The sequence below is a fragment of the Sulfitobacter sp. TBRI5 genome, assembly GCF_051013555.1.
In the GTDB taxonomy this organism is placed as follows: domain Bacteria; phylum Pseudomonadota; class Alphaproteobacteria; order Rhodobacterales; family Rhodobacteraceae; genus JL08.
Window position 1 is genome coordinate 2628920 of sequence record NZ_CP112884.1, and the last position, 17959, is coordinate 2646878.

General features: G+C 58.6%; 16 protein-coding genes. 8 read left to right on the forward strand and 8 right to left on the reverse strand.

Features of this window, described 5'->3' with window-relative positions:
- Positions 1–22: 22 nt before the first annotated feature.
- From OLX72_RS13235 to OLX72_RS13250, 4 genes are read right to left on the reverse strand one after another with little or no spacing between them, the layout of a single operon-like run.
- Complete coding sequence (locus tag OLX72_RS13235; protein ID WP_433988863.1) at positions 23–1615, reverse strand: ATP-dependent DNA ligase; 1593 nt, start codon at positions 1613–1615, stop codon at positions 23–25.
- Complete coding sequence (locus tag OLX72_RS13240) at positions 1612–2622, reverse strand: ligase-associated DNA damage response exonuclease (protein ID WP_433988864.1); 1011 nt, start codon at positions 2620–2622, stop codon at positions 1612–1614. The genes OLX72_RS13235 and OLX72_RS13240 overlap by 4 nt, the downstream gene beginning before the upstream one ends.
- A gap of 60 nt (positions 2623–2682) precedes the next feature.
- Positions 2683–3651 (reverse strand): alpha/beta fold hydrolase, encoded by a 969-nt coding sequence (locus OLX72_RS13245; protein WP_433988865.1) that lies wholly within the window; start codon positions 3649–3651, stop codon positions 2683–2685.
- Positions 3651–3941: an SCP2 sterol-binding domain-containing protein gene (locus tag OLX72_RS13250; RefSeq protein WP_114870864.1), complete on the reverse strand. Its 291-nt coding sequence runs from the start codon at positions 3939–3941 to the stop codon at positions 3651–3653. The genes OLX72_RS13245 and OLX72_RS13250 overlap by 1 nt, the downstream gene beginning before the upstream one ends.
- A 127-nt stretch (positions 3942–4068) precedes the next feature.
- On the opposite strand from OLX72_RS13250, the gene OLX72_RS13255 reads away from it, so the two are divergent.
- The 5 genes from OLX72_RS13255 (at position 4069) to OLX72_RS13275 (ending at position 9079) form a co-directional block, all read left to right on the forward strand.
- Entirely contained in the window at positions 4069–4569 is a 501-nt protein-coding gene (locus OLX72_RS13255; protein WP_433988866.1) for a tetratricopeptide repeat protein, read from the forward strand.
- 30 nt (positions 4570–4599) lie between these two features.
- Complete coding sequence (locus OLX72_RS13260; protein WP_433988867.1) at positions 4600–7476, forward strand: helicase-related protein; 2877 nt, start codon at positions 4600–4602, stop codon at positions 7474–7476.
- Between the two features lie 3 nt (positions 7477–7479).
- Complete coding sequence (locus OLX72_RS13265) at positions 7480–7878, forward strand: RNA-binding S4 domain-containing protein (protein ID WP_114870861.1); 399 nt, start codon at positions 7480–7482, stop codon at positions 7876–7878.
- Between the two features lie 51 nt (positions 7879–7929).
- A complete protein-coding gene (gene fdxA / locus OLX72_RS13270; RefSeq protein ID WP_114870860.1) occupies positions 7930–8268 on the forward strand; it encodes a ferredoxin FdxA in 339 nt (112 codons plus the stop codon).
- Between the two features lie 298 nt (positions 8269–8566).
- Positions 8567–9079: a CarD family transcriptional regulator gene (locus OLX72_RS13275; protein WP_114870859.1), complete on the forward strand. Its 513-nt coding sequence runs from the start codon at positions 8567–8569 to the stop codon at positions 9077–9079.
- 52 nt (positions 9080–9131) lie between these two features.
- On the opposite strand, the gene OLX72_RS13280 is transcribed toward OLX72_RS13275, so the two are convergent.
- On the reverse strand, positions 9132–9890 hold the full coding sequence (locus tag OLX72_RS13280) for an adenosylcobinamide-GDP ribazoletransferase (RefSeq protein WP_433988868.1): 759 nt from the start codon (positions 9888–9890) through the stop codon (positions 9132–9134).
- A gap of 97 nt (positions 9891–9987) precedes the next feature.
- Between OLX72_RS13280 and cobT the strand changes: the two genes are divergently transcribed.
- The gene (gene cobT / locus OLX72_RS13285; protein ID WP_114870857.1) at positions 9988–10998 is read left to right on the forward strand and encodes a nicotinate-nucleotide--dimethylbenzimidazole phosphoribosyltransferase; all 1011 of its coding nucleotides are present in this window, start codon (positions 9988–9990) and stop codon (positions 10996–10998) included.
- 4 nt (positions 10999–11002) lie between these two features.
- Here cobT and OLX72_RS13290 read toward each other — a convergent pair whose 3' ends face one another.
- Together OLX72_RS13290 and OLX72_RS13295 are read right to left on the reverse strand one after the other, a co-directional pair.
- Complete coding sequence (locus OLX72_RS13290) at positions 11003–12907, reverse strand: cation:proton antiporter domain-containing protein (protein ID WP_114870856.1); 1905 nt, start codon at positions 12905–12907, stop codon at positions 11003–11005.
- Between the two features lie 31 nt (positions 12908–12938).
- Positions 12939–13394: an Lrp/AsnC family transcriptional regulator gene (locus OLX72_RS13295; RefSeq protein ID WP_114870855.1), complete on the reverse strand. Its 456-nt coding sequence runs from the start codon at positions 13392–13394 to the stop codon at positions 12939–12941.
- Between the two features lie 158 nt (positions 13395–13552).
- On the opposite strand from OLX72_RS13295, the gene hppD reads away from it, so the two are divergent.
- Positions 13553–14644 carry a 4-hydroxyphenylpyruvate dioxygenase gene (gene hppD, locus OLX72_RS13300; RefSeq protein WP_433988869.1) on the forward strand — a complete coding sequence of 364 codons (1092 nt, stop codon included), beginning with the start codon at positions 13553–13555 and terminating at the stop codon, positions 14642–14644.
- Positions 14645–14656: 12 nt separating this feature from the next.
- On the opposite strand, the gene OLX72_RS13305 is transcribed toward hppD, so the two are convergent.
- Entirely contained in the window at positions 14657–17080 is a 2424-nt protein-coding gene (locus OLX72_RS13305) for a hypothetical protein (RefSeq protein WP_433988870.1), read from the reverse strand.
- Positions 17081–17259: 179 nt separating this feature from the next.
- Between OLX72_RS13305 and OLX72_RS13310 the strand changes: the two genes are divergently transcribed.
- On the forward strand, positions 17260–17955 hold the full coding sequence (locus OLX72_RS13310) for an SIMPL domain-containing protein (protein WP_433988871.1): 696 nt from the start codon (positions 17260–17262) through the stop codon (positions 17953–17955).
- The last annotated feature ends 4 nt before the right edge of the window (positions 17956–17959 follow it).

The following is a 17959-nucleotide window of genomic DNA, read 5'->3' on the forward strand; positions in this document are numbered from 1 at the left end:
TGGGCGCGAGTCACAAGCGGACCTAGCCATAAACCCGCAGCATTTCTTTCAGATCGTCCAAGGAATTGGCCTCTTGCAGCGGTTTGTCCTGCCGCCAGCGTGACATGCGGGGAAACCGCAGGGCGACACCGGATTTGTGGCGCGGGCTGGCCTGTATGCCTTCAAAGGCGATTTCAAAGACGTGGTGTGGTTTGACCTGTCGCACGGGACCAAAGCGTTGCAGGGTGTTTCTGCGCACCCACGCAGTGATTTTGGCGAATTCAGCATCTGTCAGGCCGGAATAGGCCTTGGTGAAGGGTACAAGATCGTTGCCGTCCCATACGGCAAAGGTGAAATCGGTGAACAGATTGGCGCGCCGTCCATGTCCGGCCTGCGCATAGATCATCACGGCATCAATCACCAACGGGTCCAGCTTCCATTTCCACCAGTCGCCTTTCTTGCGCCCGGCCAGATGGGGGCTGTCGGCGCGTTTCAGCATGACACCTTCGGCTTGATGCGCGCGCGCGTCGGTGCGCAACGCTTCCAGATCGCGCCATGTGTCAAACCGCAGTTGCGGCGGCAGGTGCAGGGGGGCATCGCGGGGCAGGTCTTTTGCAATCTGTTCCAGGGCTGCGCGCCGTTCGGCAAAGGGTTTGGCGCGCATGTCCTGACCGTTCTGTTCCAGCAGATCATAGGCCGCCAGAACAACCGGCGTTTCGGCCAGCAGCTTTTTGGGTACTGTTTTGCGCCCGATCCGCTTTTGCAGCGCGCTGAACGACAATGGCGCGTTGCCGCCCCACGCAAGCAATTCGCCATCCAGAACGGTGCCGTCCGGCAGGAAATCAACCGCGCGGGCCAGTTCGGGAAAACGGTCTGTCATCAGTTCTTCGCCGCGGGACCAGACGAAATACTGCCCGTCGCGGATAATCAGCTGACCTCGGATGCCATCCCATTTCCATTCTGCGTACCAACCAGACGGGTCGCCCAACGCGTCGGGCGAACTCTCCAGCGCGTAGGCAAGATAGAACGGATAGGGCCGTGACGCGTCGGCGCTGGCATCTTCGGCCTCGATCAGATCGTGGTAGGTTGTGGTGTCGGGGGTCCAGTCGCCCATCAAACGGTGGGCCAGTTCGGTTTCGGGTTTGCCGCTGGCCTGCGCCAGCGCCCGCGTCATCAGTTTCTGGCTGATCCCGATGCGGAACCCGCCTGTGATCAGTTTGTTAAACAGGAACCGTTCGGTTGTGTTCAGCTGATCCCAGGCGGACAAAACGTTGTCTTTTCTGGTGGCTTCTTCCACGTCAGAAAGATCGCGCAGTGTATTGATCCAATGTGTTAATTCGTAATCCGATGTGTAGCTTGCAGGCGGCAGGATCAGGGCGATTGTTTCGGCCAGATCACCGACAACGGGATAGGTGTCCTCTAACAACCACAGCGGCAATTCTGACACTTCGGCGGCCCATTCCCGCAGGCGGGTTGTGGTGACGGCCCGTTTCGGCCGCCGCCCTGAAAACAGCGCGATGGTCCACAATCGGTCCTGTTCGGGGGCGGACTGGAAATAGGCCGAAAGGGCGGCCACCTTCTGGTTCGTCTTGGTTGTCTGGTCGATCTGGTCGAACAGGGCGGCGAACTGTTTCATGGCATGTCCGCCTCGTCTGCATCCTCGCCCTGAAACTCGGTTGTGACGATGCTGGCATTATAGCCTTTTTCATTCAGGTGACGTGTGAAGATATCTGTATAACCATGCGTAACATATATATTTTCTGCGCCGGTATCGCGAATGGCGCTGTTCAGGCCCGTCCAGTCGGCATGATCCGAAACAACAAAGCCGCGATCGACCGCGCGGCGGCGCCGGATGCCGCGCAACCGCATCCAGCCACTGGCAAACCCAGTCGAATGCGGCCCCAGTTTGCGGGCCCATGCACTGCCCAGGGCCGAGGGCGGGGCCAGCACGATAGCGCCTGGATGATCCTTGATATTGGTATCGCCCGTGACAAGCACAGTGGCGGGCAAATCGATACCTTCGGCGCGCAGGACGGTATTGGTTGCCTCGACCGCGCCGTGGGTCAGGATCGGCCCGATGTTGTGGTCCAGCATGCGCATCAGGCGCTGCGCCTTGCCAAGGGCATAGGCCCCCAAAAGCGCGGTTTTACCCTGTGCGGCGCAGGAGGCCCACCAAGCGTTCAGATCTTGTGCCACCTGTTCCTGTGTGTCCCAGCGAAACGCGGGCAGGCCAAAGGTGCTTTCGGTGATAAAGCTGTGACAGCGCACCGGCTCAAAGGGATCAGACAGGCCATCCTCTTCGGTTTTGTAATCGCCGGACGCGACCCAGATTTCGCCGCCCACCTCGACCCTGATCTGGGCAGAACCGGGTACATGCCCTGCCGGGTGGAACGAAACGATTGCATCGCCGATGCTCAGTTGGCGGCCGTAACCGGTTGTTTCAATGCTGATGTTGCCCAGACGGTGCCGCATCACCGGTGCGGCGGTTCTGGTAGCCAGATAGCGGCTGTGACCGGCGCGCGCATGATCCGCATGGCCGTGGGTGATCAGGGCGCGATCAACCGGGCGCCACGGATCGATGTAAAAATCGCCTGCGGCGCAATAAATGCCGTTTGGTGTAAAAGTCAGAACCGGGTTTTTCATATCCCAACAATAGTAGGGGCGGCGGGATTTCCCAGCCTTTCGCGAAAACCTGTTCTGCGATCAGGCGCTTTGGGCCGACGCCTTGCTTTCCATGTTGTTTGAAAACAGGTCGGCTGCCTGATCAAAGATACGGGTGCGGGTTTGTGCGCTTTCCATCAGAACCTCGTGTTCGGCGCCTTCGATCACGTCCAGCCGGCTGCCGGGCCACGTGTTCATCCTGTCCCTGATGCGCGCGATATCGACAATGCGTTCATTGCCGCCCATCACTGTCAGACAGGGTAGGTCCGGCGTACAGCGCCGTGCCAGATACCGGCATTCGCACAGTGCCTCGCGCAACCAGATCAGGCTGGGGCCGCCAAGTGACAATTCGGGATGGATGCGCAACTGACGCACCATATAATCATGCATGTCCGCATCTGTGGTCAGCAAATTGTCTTCGAACGGTTCGGACGTGACATAGGCATCGATCTTGGTGCCGGGGGGCAGGCGGTGCCCCTGACCGATCCAGCCGCTGCCAAAGGACAGTGCCCAAGCGACGGGGCGCGTTGTCGGGGCGATGCGGATGCCCCACATCGGGCCGGAAAACACCACGGCCTGAACAGGCAACCCTTCGATAAGTGACCGCAGGCCGATACATCCGCCCATGGAATGGGCCATCAGAAAATAGGGGCGCGGCAGATCCAGCGCCTGCGCGGCCTGCACCATGGCTGCCACGTCTTTCTGGTAGTCTGTGAAACGATGCACATGCCCGATGCGGGCATCTTCAAGCATCCGGTCGGCAAGGCCCTGGCCGCGCCAGTCGATTGTTATCGTCGCAAACTGACGCTGATAAAGGTCTGCCGCCGCGCGACCGTATTTTTCCACATATTCGCTGCGGCCCGGAAACAGCAGAACCGTGCCCTTGGCGTTTGCGGGCACCCAGTGGCCTACGCGGATGCGCACCCCATCGGACGCGCGCAACCAGTGGGCGGCCCCGCCCGGTGGCCCATCGGCCACATCGTCAAAAAAAGGGGCCGCCTCTAAATGCATCAAGCCAGCGCTGACGCCAGTTTCATCGCCATGCCCATGTCGCCGTCCACAGACAGTTTTCCGGTCATGAAGGCGCTGGTCGGATTGGTTTCGCCATCCAGAATCGAGCGGAAAGTGTCGGCATCTGCGCTGAGCGTGACATCGGCCTCTTCGTCCGAGGCACGTGCGCCGCTGGCATCCATCACAATGTCGCCTTCGCCGGCGATGCTGAATTTTGCGGTACCACCAATATCGGTGCCCGCCAGTTTTTCGTTCAGAACGGCTACGGCCTCTGAAATTACGTCGCTCATTGTCTGTCTTCCCTTATTTGGCCACAGATGTCTGGAAATGCATCTGCACGCGCGCTACATTAGCGGTGTTATGGGCATCAAAGCGATTAATCTCAAATGTACCGTTGCGGCATTTCTGCTGCTAGTCATGAATTCCTTACCTTTGGCGGCACAGGATGATGTAAAATCATTGCTGGAACAGCTGAAAGACGCCGAACCTGTCAAGGCAAAGCAGCTGGACAGGGCGGTACAGGCGGAATGGTCGAAAACCGGCTCTGCCTCGATGGATTTGTTGTTGAAGCGCGGGCGTGATGCAATGGATGCGGGCGATTATGCGGCTGCCATCGAACATTTCAGCGCGCTGACCGATCACGCCCCCGATTTTGCCGAAGGATGGCATATGCGGGCCACGGCCTTTTACCAGTCCGATCTCTACGGGCCGGCGCTGGGGGATTTGCGCAAGGCACTGGTTCTGAACCCGGACAATTACAATGCGATGTTCGGCTTTGGTGTCATTCTGGAAGAGTTGGGTGATACGGATCGCGCCTATCAGGCCTACCTGCGGGTTCGCGCTATACATCCGCATCATAGCGAAGTAACCACGGCGATACAGCGTCTGGAAAACGGCGTTCTGGGCCAGCCCCTTTAAAACAAACTCCGTCCGCGAAGGGACATAGCAGTGACCGGATCGTCGCGGATCGTGGCCGTTTTGGGCCCGACAAACACAGGTAAAACCCATTATGCGATTGAACGCATGCTGGGGCATCGAACCGGCGTCATGGGGTTGCCGCTGCGTCTTCTTGCGCGCGAGGTTTATGACAAGATCGTCGCTATTCGCGGACCGTCTGTCGTGGCGCTCGTCACTGGGGAAGAACGCATTGTTCCCCCACGCACGAAATATTGGGTCTGCACTGTTGAGGCGATGCCCGAAGGTATGGGGTGCGATTTCCTGGCCGTGGATGAAATCCAGCTATGTGCTGACCCTGAACGCGGCCACGTCTTTACCGACCGGTTGCTGCGCGCGCGGGGGCAACACGAAACGTTGTTTCTGGGCGCGGATACGATGCGCGGCCCGATTTCGGCGCTGGTGCCCGACGCACAGTTCCTGCACCGCGAGCGAATGTCGCAACTGACCTATAATGGTCAGAAAAAGATAAGCAGAATGCCAGAACGCAGTGCGATTGTCGGGTTTTCGGTTGAAAATGTATATGCAATCGCAGAGCTGATCCGTCGCCAAAAGGGCGGGTGCGCTGTGGTAATGGGCGCACTTTCACCGCGCACACGCAACGCCCAGGTCGATATGTACCAGAATGGCGAGGTTGATTATCTGGTTGCCACCGATGCGATCGGGATGGGCCTGAACCTGGATATCAACCATGTGGCGTTTTCCGCATTGTCAAAATTTGACGGGCGGCGGATGCGTCCGCTTGCGCCCAACGAACTGGCCCAGATCGCGGGGCGCGCAGGGCGCGGCATGTCGAATGGCAGTTTCGGCGTCACCGGCGAAGCATCCCCGCTGAGCGACGACGTGGCGCAGGCGATCATGGCGCACAGGTTCACACCGTTGCAAAAGTTGAACTGGCGCAATCCCGCCTTTCAATTCGGCAGTGTGGATGGATTGATTGCGTCACTGGAAACGTCGCCGGACAACCCCATTCTGGTCAAGGCGCGTGACGCGGATGATCTTATTGCGCTGCGCACCCTTGCGGGTCTGGCCGAGGTGCGGGCGCGGGCATCGGATGGCCAATCGATCCGGCTGCTGTGGGATGTTTGCCGCATCCCCGATTTTCGCGGTATCAGTCACGCGGAACACGCCGGCCTGCTTGAGGCGATTTTCGGTTATTTGCACCAGTCCGGCGATATCCCGGATGACTGGCTGGCGCGCCAAATCCAGCGGATTGATCGCACCGATGGCGACATCGATGCGCTGTCCAAACGGCTGGCATTTATCCGCACATGGACCTATGTCGCGCAACGCAAAGGCTGGACAAGGGACGAAAGCCATTGGCGCGGGGCCACGCGCGCTGTAGAAGACAGGTTGTCGGATGCGTTACATGAACGTCTGACCCAAAGATTTGTGGATCGGCGCACGTCAGTTTTGCTTCGCCGGCTCAACCAAAAGGAGGCCCTCTTGGCCGAAGTGAATGATAAAGGTGATGTGACCGTCGAAGGCGAATTTGTCGGTCGTTTGGAAGGCTTCCGGTTTTCGCCGGACAAAGGGGCGGCCGGGGCCGAAGCAAAGACGCTGAAGGCGGCGTCCCTGCAGGCACTGGCGCCGCAGTTCCATCTGCGCGCGGACCGGTTTTACAACGCGCCGGACACCGAAATCGATTTCACAGAACAGGGTGGCCTGATGTGGGGCACCCATGCGGTGGGCAAACTTGTCAAGGGAAGCGATCCGCTCAAGCCGCAGGTAGAGGTTTTTGTGGATGATGCCGCCGGCGTGGATGTTGCGCAGAAGGTGCAGCGCCGATTGCAGCATTTCATAGACCGCAAGATCGCAGCCCTGTTCGAACCGTTGCTGGCCTTGTCGAAGGACGAAGCCCTTACCGGACTTGCGCGCGGCTTTGCATTTCGCATGGTCGAAGGATTGGGGATTCTCCAACGCGCGGACGTGGCCGACGATGTCAAAGCGCTGGATCAGGATGCGCGCGGGGCGCTGCGCAAACATGGTATCCGCTTTGGCCAGTTCACTATTTTCATGCCTTTGCTGCTGAAACCGGCCCCGACACGGTTGCGGCTTGTGCTGTGGTCGCTGGCGCAGGACCTTCAGGAATTTCCCGAAAGCCCGCCGCCCGGACTGGTGACGGTTCCGGCCAAAACCGATGCGCCCAAGGGCTATCATACGATGTGCGGATACCGCGCCGCCGGAACACGGGCGATCCGCATCGACATGCTGGAGCGACTTGCGGATATGGTGCGGGCCGAAGACAGCCGTGGCGGGTTCGAAGCCAAAGCCGATATGCTGTCGATCACCGGTATGACGCTGGAACAGTTCGCCGATCTGATGACCGGGCTGGGCTACAGTGCCGAAAAAGGCGAGCGCGCCAAGGTCAAGGCCAGCGAGGCCGCGGTTGCCGCACAGCAAGATCCAAAGGAAGTGCCGCAGAAACAGCCCGAGGAAACGCCGCCTCAACCGGATGAAACACCGACCGAGCCGCCGGCGGAAGAGCCCGCCGATTCTCCGGTCGAGGTGCCTGTCGATGTGCCCGGAGAAGCGCCACCCGACAGCCCGGTTGAAATCCCGCCGGGCGCCGATGGGGCAGGTGCAACGGATGCACCGGTCGCGGCACCGGAACAGGAAGTTTTCTATACGTTCCGCTGGGGCGGAATGCGCCCCGATCGCAGGGCAAAACCGGCGCAATTCTCGGACAAACCTCGTGGTAAGGGAAAACCGCAAGGCAAGAAGGGTGGTGCGCGCGGTGACAAGCGGCAGGGACAGGGCCGCGACAAAGGCGCGCAGCAGTTTCAGGCAAGACCCCCCAGACCCGAAAAGAAAATCGATCCCGATAACCCATTCGCCGCCGCGTTGATGGGGCTGAAAGACAACAGCTGATCTGTGGGCGACGCGACCGGAAAACAGCGTTTGGACAAATGGCTGTGGCAGGCGCGGTTCTTCAAGACCCGTACTTTGGCTGCAAAAACCATTTCGTCCGGGCATGTGCGTGTGAACACGGTAAAGGCCGGTAAACCTGCGCAATTGGTGGGCGCCGGCGATGTGCTGACCTTTGCGCAGTCCCGTGTGATCCGCGTGATCCGGATCGAAGCCCTGGCGGATCGCCGCGGCCCGGCCCCGGAAGCACAGGCGCTTTACACCGATCTTGATCCGCCCCAACCCCGCGATCCGGCGGACAAGGCGGACAGCGTTGCGCCAAATCCGCGATTTGAGGGAAAAGGGCGGCCCACGAAACGCGCGCGGCGTCAAACTGACCTTTCTCGTGCGCGAAACCTTGAATGATCCAGCCTGCTGAATTAGCTAGCCGCTAAGCTTCAGAAAAGTAGACAAACCATGACCTATATCGTCAACGATTCATGCATCGCGTGTAAATATACCGACTGTGTCGAAGTGTGCCCGGTAGACTGTTTCTACGAGGGTGAGAACATGTTGGTTATTCATCCCGATGAATGCATCGATTGCGGCGTATGTGAGCCGGAATGCCCGGCAGACGCGATCCGCCCTGATACCGAGCCGGACATGGAAAAATGGGTCGAATTCAACCGCAAGTATTCTGAAATGTGGCCCGTGATCATTACCAAGAAAGATCCGTTACCCGACGCGGAAGAGCGTGACGGCGAAACCGGCAAGCTTGAAAAATACTTTTCCGAAGCCCCGGGCGAGGGCGGCTGAACGATTCGCCCGGCAACGGGGCCGAAAAAAATGCCCCGTGCGCCTGAAAGACGGCTGATTTGTGCCAAAGGGGCGCTTAAATCGTGCGCGGCAATCACGCGTGGCTTGGAAAATGCCGTTTTTTGTGTTATGTACTCGTTACAAATGAAGCAACTGACCTGATACCATCCTCATGTGCTGCCGCTCTGGGATGGTTTTATTTTCGGCGAAAAGTCTGACATGGGGGCAAATGGATGATCCCGTGCCAGAATTTGTGACGTCGCAGTAAAGTGTCAGGTGCAGATCAAGGACTTTTTAAATGACAAAGAACAAGAAACTGGATTTCCGCCCCGAAGAATTCGTCGTCTACCCGGCGCATGGCGTGGGTCAGATCATTTCGATCGAAGAACAGGAAGTGGCGGGCATCACGCTTGAGCTTTTTGTGATTTCTTTCGAAAAAGACAAGATGACGTTGCGGGTTCCGACCAACAAGGCCACGGCCTTTGGCATGCGTGCGCTCAGCTCGCCCGATGTGATCACGCATGCGATGAAGACGCTTAAGGGCAAGGCCAAGGTCAAACGGGCGATGTGGTCGCGTCGTGCGCAGGAATATGAACAAAAGATCAATTCCGGCGATCTGATTGCAATTGCCGAAGTGGTGCGCGACTTGCACCGCACTGACGATCAGCGCGAACAAAGCTATTCCGAGCGCCAGTTGTACGAAGCCGCTTTGGAGCGGTTGACCCGTGAGGTGGCGGCTGTTGCCGGTGGCGATGAAATTGCCGCCGCAAAGCAGGTTGATGATGTTCTGATGTCGCGCGTCGCGGCCTGAGCAAACACCAAACTCATTTTGGGGCCGTGCGGAAATGCGCGGCCCTTTTGTTTCAGACCAGCGCCAGCAATGTCAGAATGGCGGACAGTTCGGCCATTTGTTGCGCTGCGCCCAGAACATCCCCGGTCTGGCCGCCGATTTTGGCCTTTGCCAACAGCGCAATACCAAACACCGTGGCGGCTGCAATCAAGGCTGCGATTACGGTGCCGCCCCCCAGACACAAGACGGCGATGGCAATGCCAATCAGTGCGGACAGGCCCGCTGCAGGCCATTCCGGGCGCCCTACACGATAGGATAATCCTGTTGCTCGCGCGTGGGGCAGGGCGCACATCACAGCGGGTATTGCCGCGCGCGACAGGGCGGCGATGGCAATCACAGCCAATGTTCCACTTGCAAGCAGAACGCCGTATCCGATCCACCGCAGGCCGGTAACAAGGATCAAGGCCAGAACACCATAGGTGCCGATCTGGCTGTCTTTCATGATCTCAAGCCGGCGTTCGCGGCTTGACCCGCCCCAGAACCCGTCTGCGCAATCGGCCAATCCGTCTTCGTGCATCGCGCCGCTGGATATCGACAGAACGGCAAGGCTGATCCCTGCGGCAATCAACGGCGGCAAGGACAGCGCCAGCGCGCACCAGCCTGCAATCGCAGCCAGCGCGCCGATAGCCGCCCCGACAAGCGGAAAGGCCCAAGCCGCCTGCGCCTGTCTTTGCCATGCGGCATCGGGGATGCGTACCAGCCGATCAACCGGCAGGCGGCAGAGCAGGGAAAACGCGATCCCAAGATCAATGGCGCGCAGATGGGCAGTCATGTCGTTTTTGCGTCTCCGGTACGGGTTTCGCCACTGTCACACTCGTTGTTGTCGGGTTAAACACGCATCACACGACACTTGCAATGAAGGCGACAACATGACCGCATTTTCCACACTGGACCAGTTCAGATCTCTTTTGCGAAACGCGCCTGAATGCGATGGTGATGCGGTGGCGGATGCGCGTGCACGCAATGCCCAACTGACAAAACCGCCTGCCGCGCTGGGCCGTCTGGAAGATCTGGCAATCTGGTATGCCGGATGGCGAGGGACAGGGCGCCCGCAGATTACATCGCCACAGGTCGTGATTTTTGCCGGCAATCACGGTGTTGCCGCCCAGGGCGTATCCGCGTTTCCGCCCGAAGTGACGGAACAGATGGTGCTGAATTTCCAACATGGCGGGGCGGCAATCAACCAGCTTAGTAAAGCCTTCGGCGCGCGCATGGATGTGCATGCACTGTCCTTGGACAGGCCCACACAGGATTTCACGACAGCGCCCGCCATGAGCGAAGCAGAGTGTGTTGCCGCGCTTTTGGCCGGATGGGACGCGGTTGATCCTGCTGCGGATCTTTTGGTCACGGGCGAAATGGGGATCGGAAACACCACGTCTGCGGCGGCGATCTGTCTTGCGCTGTTTGGCGGATCGGCACCCGATTGGACAGGGACGGGCACAGGTGTTGAGGGCGCAGCGCTTGATCTGAAATGTCGCGTGGTAGCGGCGGGTGTAGAAAAGCACCGTGATGCCAAAGACGGATTGGCGGTTCTGCAATGTCTGGGGGGGCGAGAACTGGCGGCGATGGCGGGCGCCATTGCCCGGGCTCGGCAGTTGCGGATTCCCGTGATCCTTGACGGGTTCATCTGCACGGCGGCAGCGGCGTGCCTGCACGGCGTTCACGATACAGTTCTGGACCACGCGGTGGCGGGCCATCTGAGTGCCGAGGGCGCGCACGGGAAATTGCTGGAGAAACTTGGGAAAACACCGCTTTTGTCGCTGGGTTTGCGGCTAGGCGAAGGATCGGGCGCGGCGCTGGCGATTGCCGTGTTGCAAGGCGCCGTGGCGTGCCACAGTGGCATGGCAACCTTTGCCGAGGCCGGTGTTTCCGAGGGCTAGACGCTCAGGCGGATTTCTTCGGTTCGTCCTGCGCACGGTTCAGCAGCGCCAGTTCCAGTTCCTTCTGAAGCTCTTTGGCGCGGGCCAGATAGGGTTCGTTTTCGCTGGATGGAATATCGCTGCGCCACAGTTCCGCCAGTTCCTTAACGGCAAACCGGTCATGGGCGTAAAAGGTTTGGGCGACTTCGGCGGCCTCGTATTCGGACAGCCCGATGTTTTCCAGAACATACCGTCCCGCCCGCAACGAGCTGTCGAACATTTCGCGCACAATGTCATCCGCACCGGCCTTGTACAGCCGGTAGACATGGTTTCGGTCATGGGCGCGGGCGACGACATGCAGATCGGGCCTTTGGCGTTTCGCATAGGCCACCAACCGCACGGCTGCATCGGGATCATCCAGCGCGACCACCAGCACCGATGCTTCGCTCAAGCCTGCGGCGCGCAACAGTTCGGGGCGGGTAGGGTCGCCCAGAAACCCCTTGAAGCCAAACCGGCGCATCAACTGGATCACTTCCATATCGTGATCCAGAACCACGGTGCTGAACCCGCTGGATTGCACCAGACGGTTGACGATCTGCCCGAACCGGCCAACGCCGGCGATGATCACGGTGCCTTTTTCATCGATTTCATCCGCTTCGTGGTGGCCCGCCCCTTCGCCCATGCGTTTGGACAGCACATCAAACAGAATGAACAGCAACGGCGTGATCAGCATCGACAGCGCGATCACCAGCAAAAGCGTTTCGGCAACGCGCTGCGGGATCACATTTTGCTGGACGGAAAAAGACAACAGCACGAACCCGAATTCACCGGCCTGTGCGAGGCCCAGAGTGAATAGCCATTGATCGCGGCCGCGCAGCTTGAACGCACGGCCCAGAACAAACAGGATCAGGCCTTTGATAATGATCACCAGCAGGGCCATGCTGACAATTGCAGGCGCATTGGAAAACAGCAACGTAAAGTTGATGCCGGCGCCAACAGTGATGAAAAACAGGCCAAGCAACAGCCCCTTGAACGGCTCCAGATCGCTTTCCAGCTCATGCCGGAATTCCGAGTTGGCAAGAACCACGCCCGCCAGAAACGCGCCCAAAGCCGGCGACAGGCCGATCAGCAACATGAGAAACGAAATACCGACCACGATCAGCAGCGCCAGCGCGGTGTACATTTCGCGCAACCGCGAGGCGTGGATATAGCGGAACACCGGGCGGGTCAGGTAAATGCCCGCCAGAATGATGGTGGCCACCACACCGATCGTGACAAGTGTCACGCCCCAGCCGGGCAATCCATCAACAAGCGACAGCGCCACGTCGCCATGGCCCCCGCCATGGCCATCGCCGCCGGTGCCGGAATGTGTTGAACGTTGCAGCGATCCGTCAGGCGACGCCGTGATCGGCGGTTGCGCAATAGCCAGCAGGGGCAACAGGGCAAGAATCGGGATGACGGCGATATCTTGCGTCAGCAGCACGGAAAACGCCGATCTGCCGCCGCTGGTCTGCATCAAACCCTTTTCCGAAAGCGTTTGCAGGACAATCGCGGTCGATGACAGGGACAGTGCCAGCCCAATGGCAAGTGCCACGCTCCACGGCTGGTGAAACGCCATTGCGACGCCCATCAGGGCAAGCGTGCTTAGCACAACCTGCAAGCCGCCCATGCCAATCAGGCGATGGCGCATATCCCACAGCGCGCGCGGTTCCAGTTCCAGCCCGATCAGGAACAACATCATCACGACGCCGAATTCGGCAAAATGGCGCAAATCTTCGGTTTCGGCACCGACAAAGCCCAGAACCGGCCCGATCAGTATGCCCGCGGCCAGATAACCCAGAACCGATCCAAGCCCCAATCGCGCGGCAAACGGAACCGCGATGACTGCGGCCGCCAGATAGATTGAAGCCTGATAAAGGAATGATTCCATAAAAGGGGCCTTTTGGTCGGATGGGACGGCGTCACGTAGGCAGTGGCGCATCGCTTTTGAACTGATCCATCACGATCTGGCTGTGCACCCGCCCAACAGCAGGGTGGGGCAAAAGAACGTCATGAATCAAGGTGTTCAGTGCAGAAAGATCGCTACAATACACCCGAAGCAGGTAATCCGCATCCCCCGTCATCGTCCATGCGCTGATTATTTCGGCACGCAGCGATACGAGGCGCGCAAAAGACCGCCCGTGTTCCGGCCCGTGCTGGTTCAGGTGGACCTGCACAAACCCCTGAACGTTCAACCCCAGCTTGACCGGATCAAGGCGGGCACAATAGCCGGTAATATAGCCTTCTTTCTCAAGCCGCAGGCGGCGGCGTCCTGCCTGACTGGGCGACAGGTTCAGCACATCGCTTAGCTCCTGCGTTGTCAGGTGTGCGTTGCTTTGAAGGGCGGCCAATAGCCTTGTGTCGAGGTGATCTAGCATGTTTTGCAGCCTTTATGCGCAATTTCCGCGCTGTTTATAATAATTCATTAAATCCTGCGCGTTCAACCTTTGATATTGGCATAATTTCGCGCAAATGACGCAAGCTGTGGCGTCTATACGGGAAGCGCGAACAGATCAGACCAAAGAAAGACAGCCCGATGGGACCGTTTCCGCATAGCGCGCCAAAATCACAAATCACTAAAGACAATCCTGCCGGAACCGACGGGTTCGAATTCGTGGAATTCGCCCATCCTGATCCACAGGAACTGCGCACACTTTTCACCCGGATGGGATATCGGAATACGGCCCGTCACAAGACCAAGGATATCGAACTGTGGCAGCAGGGGGATATCACCTATTTGCTGAACGCGGATGCAGACAGTTTTGCCCATGAGTTCGTGCAGGAGCACGGGCCTTGTGCGCCATCGATGGGATGGCGGGTGGCGGATGCGCAAAAGGCATTTGATCACGCGATGGGCAAGGGAGCGACACCTTACACCGGCACCGGCAAGTCACTGGATGTGCCTGCGATAATTGGCATCGGCGGGTCGCTTTTGTATTTCGTGGATCAGTATTACGACACCAGCCCCTATAACGAAGAATTCGAATGGCTGGACGTGTCAAAGCCGAAAGGCGTGGGGTTCTATTACCTCGATCACCTGACCCACAATGTGCACAAAGGCAATATGGACAAATGGTTCCGGTTTTACGGTGATCTTTTCAATTTCCGCGAAATCCGGTTTTTCGATATCGAAGGCAAGTTTACCGGATTGCTGAGCCGTGCGCTGACATCGCCATGCGGGCGCATCCGCATCCCGATCAACGAGGATCGTGGCGAAACCGGCCAGATTGTATCCTATCTGAAGAAGTACAATGGCGAAGGTATCCAACACATCGCCGTGGGAACCGATACGCTTTACGACGCCACAGATGCCATTGCCGAACGCGGACTGAAATTCATGCCGGGGCCGCCTGATGCTTACTATGAACTTAGCAAAACGCGGGTCGAAGGGCACAATGAACCGCTGGATCGGATGAAAAAGCACGGCATTCTGATTGATGGCGAAGGCGTGGTGGATGGTGGCGAAACCAAAATTCTGCTGCAAATCTTTTCAAAAACGGTGATCGGTCCGATTTTTTTCGAATTCATTCAGCGCAAAGGCGATGACGGATTTGGCGAGGGTAATTTCAAGGCGTTGTTCGAATCGATCGAACAGGAACAGGTGAACTCGGGCGAACTCAAGGTCTGACCTGCGATTGCTTCAGCTTTTCGGCATTTTCAGCACGACATTGCGGCCGCCTTTGGTATAGCGCAATTCGCTGTCGCCGATGGCCGAAATCTTGCCGCCGTCGATGCGGTCGCCGACCTCAACCTTTTTGTATCGTCCGTTTTCAAGCCGGACCAGCGCGCGGCGGCTTGAAGGTTTGCCGTAGACGCCAATCAGGTTGATCTTGTTCAGTTTGATCGCATTCTTGACCGTCGCCTGTTTGGCAACCGATGCGGTGGACGGAATGGACGGCGCAACGGTGACAGGCGCGACGCTGGCGGCGGCCGCCACCTGTACAGGTTCGGGCGCGCGCACATTGGCCTGCTGCACGATCTGATCCATGTTTTTCGGGCGCAAGTTCGGCTTGATCGACGTTGCAACGGCCTGGGCGGTCGGTGTCTCGTCCTGTTCCTCTTCAACTTTGGCCACGTCCGGGCGCAGTTTTGGCCGGATGCCGGCCAGTTCCGATTTTGTCAGCCCGCCCAGTTGCGTCCGTTCGGTATTTTCGATCAGGTTTTCGGGGCGCAGGCGGGGCCGCAATTGGGACAATCTGGTTTGCGTTGCGGTTTCCGCATCTGTTTGCGCTATGATGCTTTGTGGTCTTTCGGGCGGGACAACCGGTGGTTTGCCCAGATAGACCAGCGCGCCATCGGGCGTCACAGCACCTTCGGGCGTGGGGACGACCAGACCGTTTTCATCCAGATCGAACACGGTTCCTGCCGCACTCGGCGAAGATATCTGTTCGGGCAATTCATCCGTCAGGAAAGCCGTGACAGAAGGCAGGGCCACCGCATCTGTCGTGCTTGATACAGGATCAATTCCCGCCACATAAATATCTTCAATATCGATCAGGTTGCTGGCGTCCGGCGCAACAGGGGCCATTTGCCAAATGCCCGAAACGGCATAGCGGGCTTCGGCGCGTTCGGGCGTCAGCGGTTCGGGCGGGGCAGGCTGGCGCATGGCGTCCAGCACGGCGATGTCCGCGTCTGTCAACGCTTCGTCTTCGTCTTCGGGTTCGGTGGCAGAGACTTCCACGATATTGCTGGGGGTCATCTCTGTTTCTTGATCCGGTTGCGCCAGACTGGCTGTCACCTCGGATTGCGGCGCAATCAAGGATTCCGGTTCTGCAGGTGCCGGATCTTCCTGCACAACGGCCACGTCCGTGTCATCGTGATCGCGGCCAAAGAATTTGGACAGCCCTGCGCCGGCAAAAAGCGATGCCCATGCGGCCACAGCTGCAAGAAACACCAACAATATGGCCGTCAGAATGATGCCCAGATATTTCGGTTTGCCGCCGATTGCAGGTGCTGCGCCCGCCTTGACTGCACCGAACGCATGTTCGCCCGGCCCGTCGGTATCCGGTGCAGGCGGGATTGTGTTGGGTGTCAGGCGGGGCAGACCGTCTGGCGTAGAAATGCCGCCCGGATCGCCATCTTCAATCGCTTCCGGAGACACCGGAAGACCTGTGATCGGTGGTGCCGTCACATCATCGGCCAGCGCCATTTCCGGTTTTTGGGCTGCCGGAACGGGAATGTCTGGTGCTGTCGGTCTGTCCTTGTCGCGTTGCACACCGCTCAGTTTGGGTGCGGTAATATCAAGGCTTTCGGATGTTGTGCGTGCTGCGCGCACACTTGAAAATCCGACCGGAGGGGGGGCGCTGGTGCCCTCGTGATCGTCATCCGTTGCGGAAGGTTTCCCGGTGTCGATCTGCGGGGCGGTCGCCTCGGTTTCTTCGTCATCAACACTTGCCAACGGTTCCGGAGCGTCGTCTGCTTGCTCGTCTGCTTGCTCGTCTGCTTGCTCCGGCCCTGATACGGGTGCAACGAAATCGCCGGTTTTGGCATCGGCAACCGGGTCTTCGGAAATGTCCGCCTTGCCCACAACCACAACCGCGACGCCGTCTGTTTCCACTTCCTCATCCGGTGCCAAAAGGCTTTTGGCTGCGCGGGTCACGCCGAAAAACGGCTCGCCCAGAAAGGCTTCGTCGCCGGGAATGGCGGCGAAACAGATCGGGTTGAAATCGTGTTCAACTGCGAAATCTTCGGCTTCGTCCAGCGTATCGCGGGCAACTGCCGCAACATGCGCCACATTGCCGTCCAGACTGACATCAAAAACCAGTTCGTCCACATCATAGGGGGTTGCGCCGTCAAGCGCCGCACGTACCTGTGCCGTGCGGTCGTCGTCAGACAGGCCTTCCGTCTGGATCGTCAGGTATTTGATCTGATCGTTGGGAATAATCACCTTGGTGCGGACACCATCCGGTTCCAGCACGCCTGCGGTTTTGCGCAAAGCCGCCAGTTCTTCCGTCAGGTCTAGCGTGTGCAACGGAACCTCGCCCACGATCCGCCACCCGCCTGCGCCGCGATGCAACAGGTCAATGCCTTCAAAAGACAGGGAAAGCGCGAACATTGGTTTCATGCGTGTGTGTCTACCATCTGGCCCACGGGCAAGGGAAACACCCCCTGCGTTTCGCGCATTTTAAAGCAGGTCTTTGCCGAGGGGAAGAAAAACGCTGATTTTATTTGAGAATTATCCAAGGATTTGCGCAGCCCTTGCGTCATACTTGGACAGTAATTCGATAATCAAAGGAGAACGACATGTGGCGGGTTGCAGTTTTGGCGATATTGGTGGGAATTGGGCTGACGGCCCGGGCCAGTGCGCAGGACACACCAAGGCTTATTTCCGTAACCGGAGAAGGCCAGGTTGAGGTTGCGCCGGATATGGCCATCATCACCCTTGGCGTGACGCACGAGGCCAAGAACGCACAGGATGCGATGGCCGAGGTGTCAAAGGCCGTAACCGGTATTCTGACTCGGCTGGGCGAAACTGGAATCGAAAATCGCGATATCCAGACATCGCGGTTTTCGTTGAACCCGGTGTGGTCAAACCGCAATTCGTCCAACGGCAACCGCGCGGAAATCACCGGTTTTTCCGCATCGAATGCAGTGTCTGTGCGGGTGCGGGATTTGTCTGTGCTGGGGGCGGTTCTGACGCAGGTTGTTCAGGATGGTGCAAACGATTTCAACGGGTTGCAGTTCTCACTTCAGGATCCCGAACCCTTGATGGAAACCGCCCGCACCCGCGCGGTGCAGGATGCAATGGCAAAAGCCCAACAAATGGCTGCCGCTGCGGGTGTGACATTGGGCGCGGTTCAATCGATCGCGGAACATAGTGGTCGAAATCAACCGGTCATGATGGAACGCGCGATGATGAGTGATTCCAGCATTCCCATCGCAGAAGGCGAAGTTTCAATATCCGCGTCCGTGTCGATGGTGTTTGCGATAGAGAACTAGGATG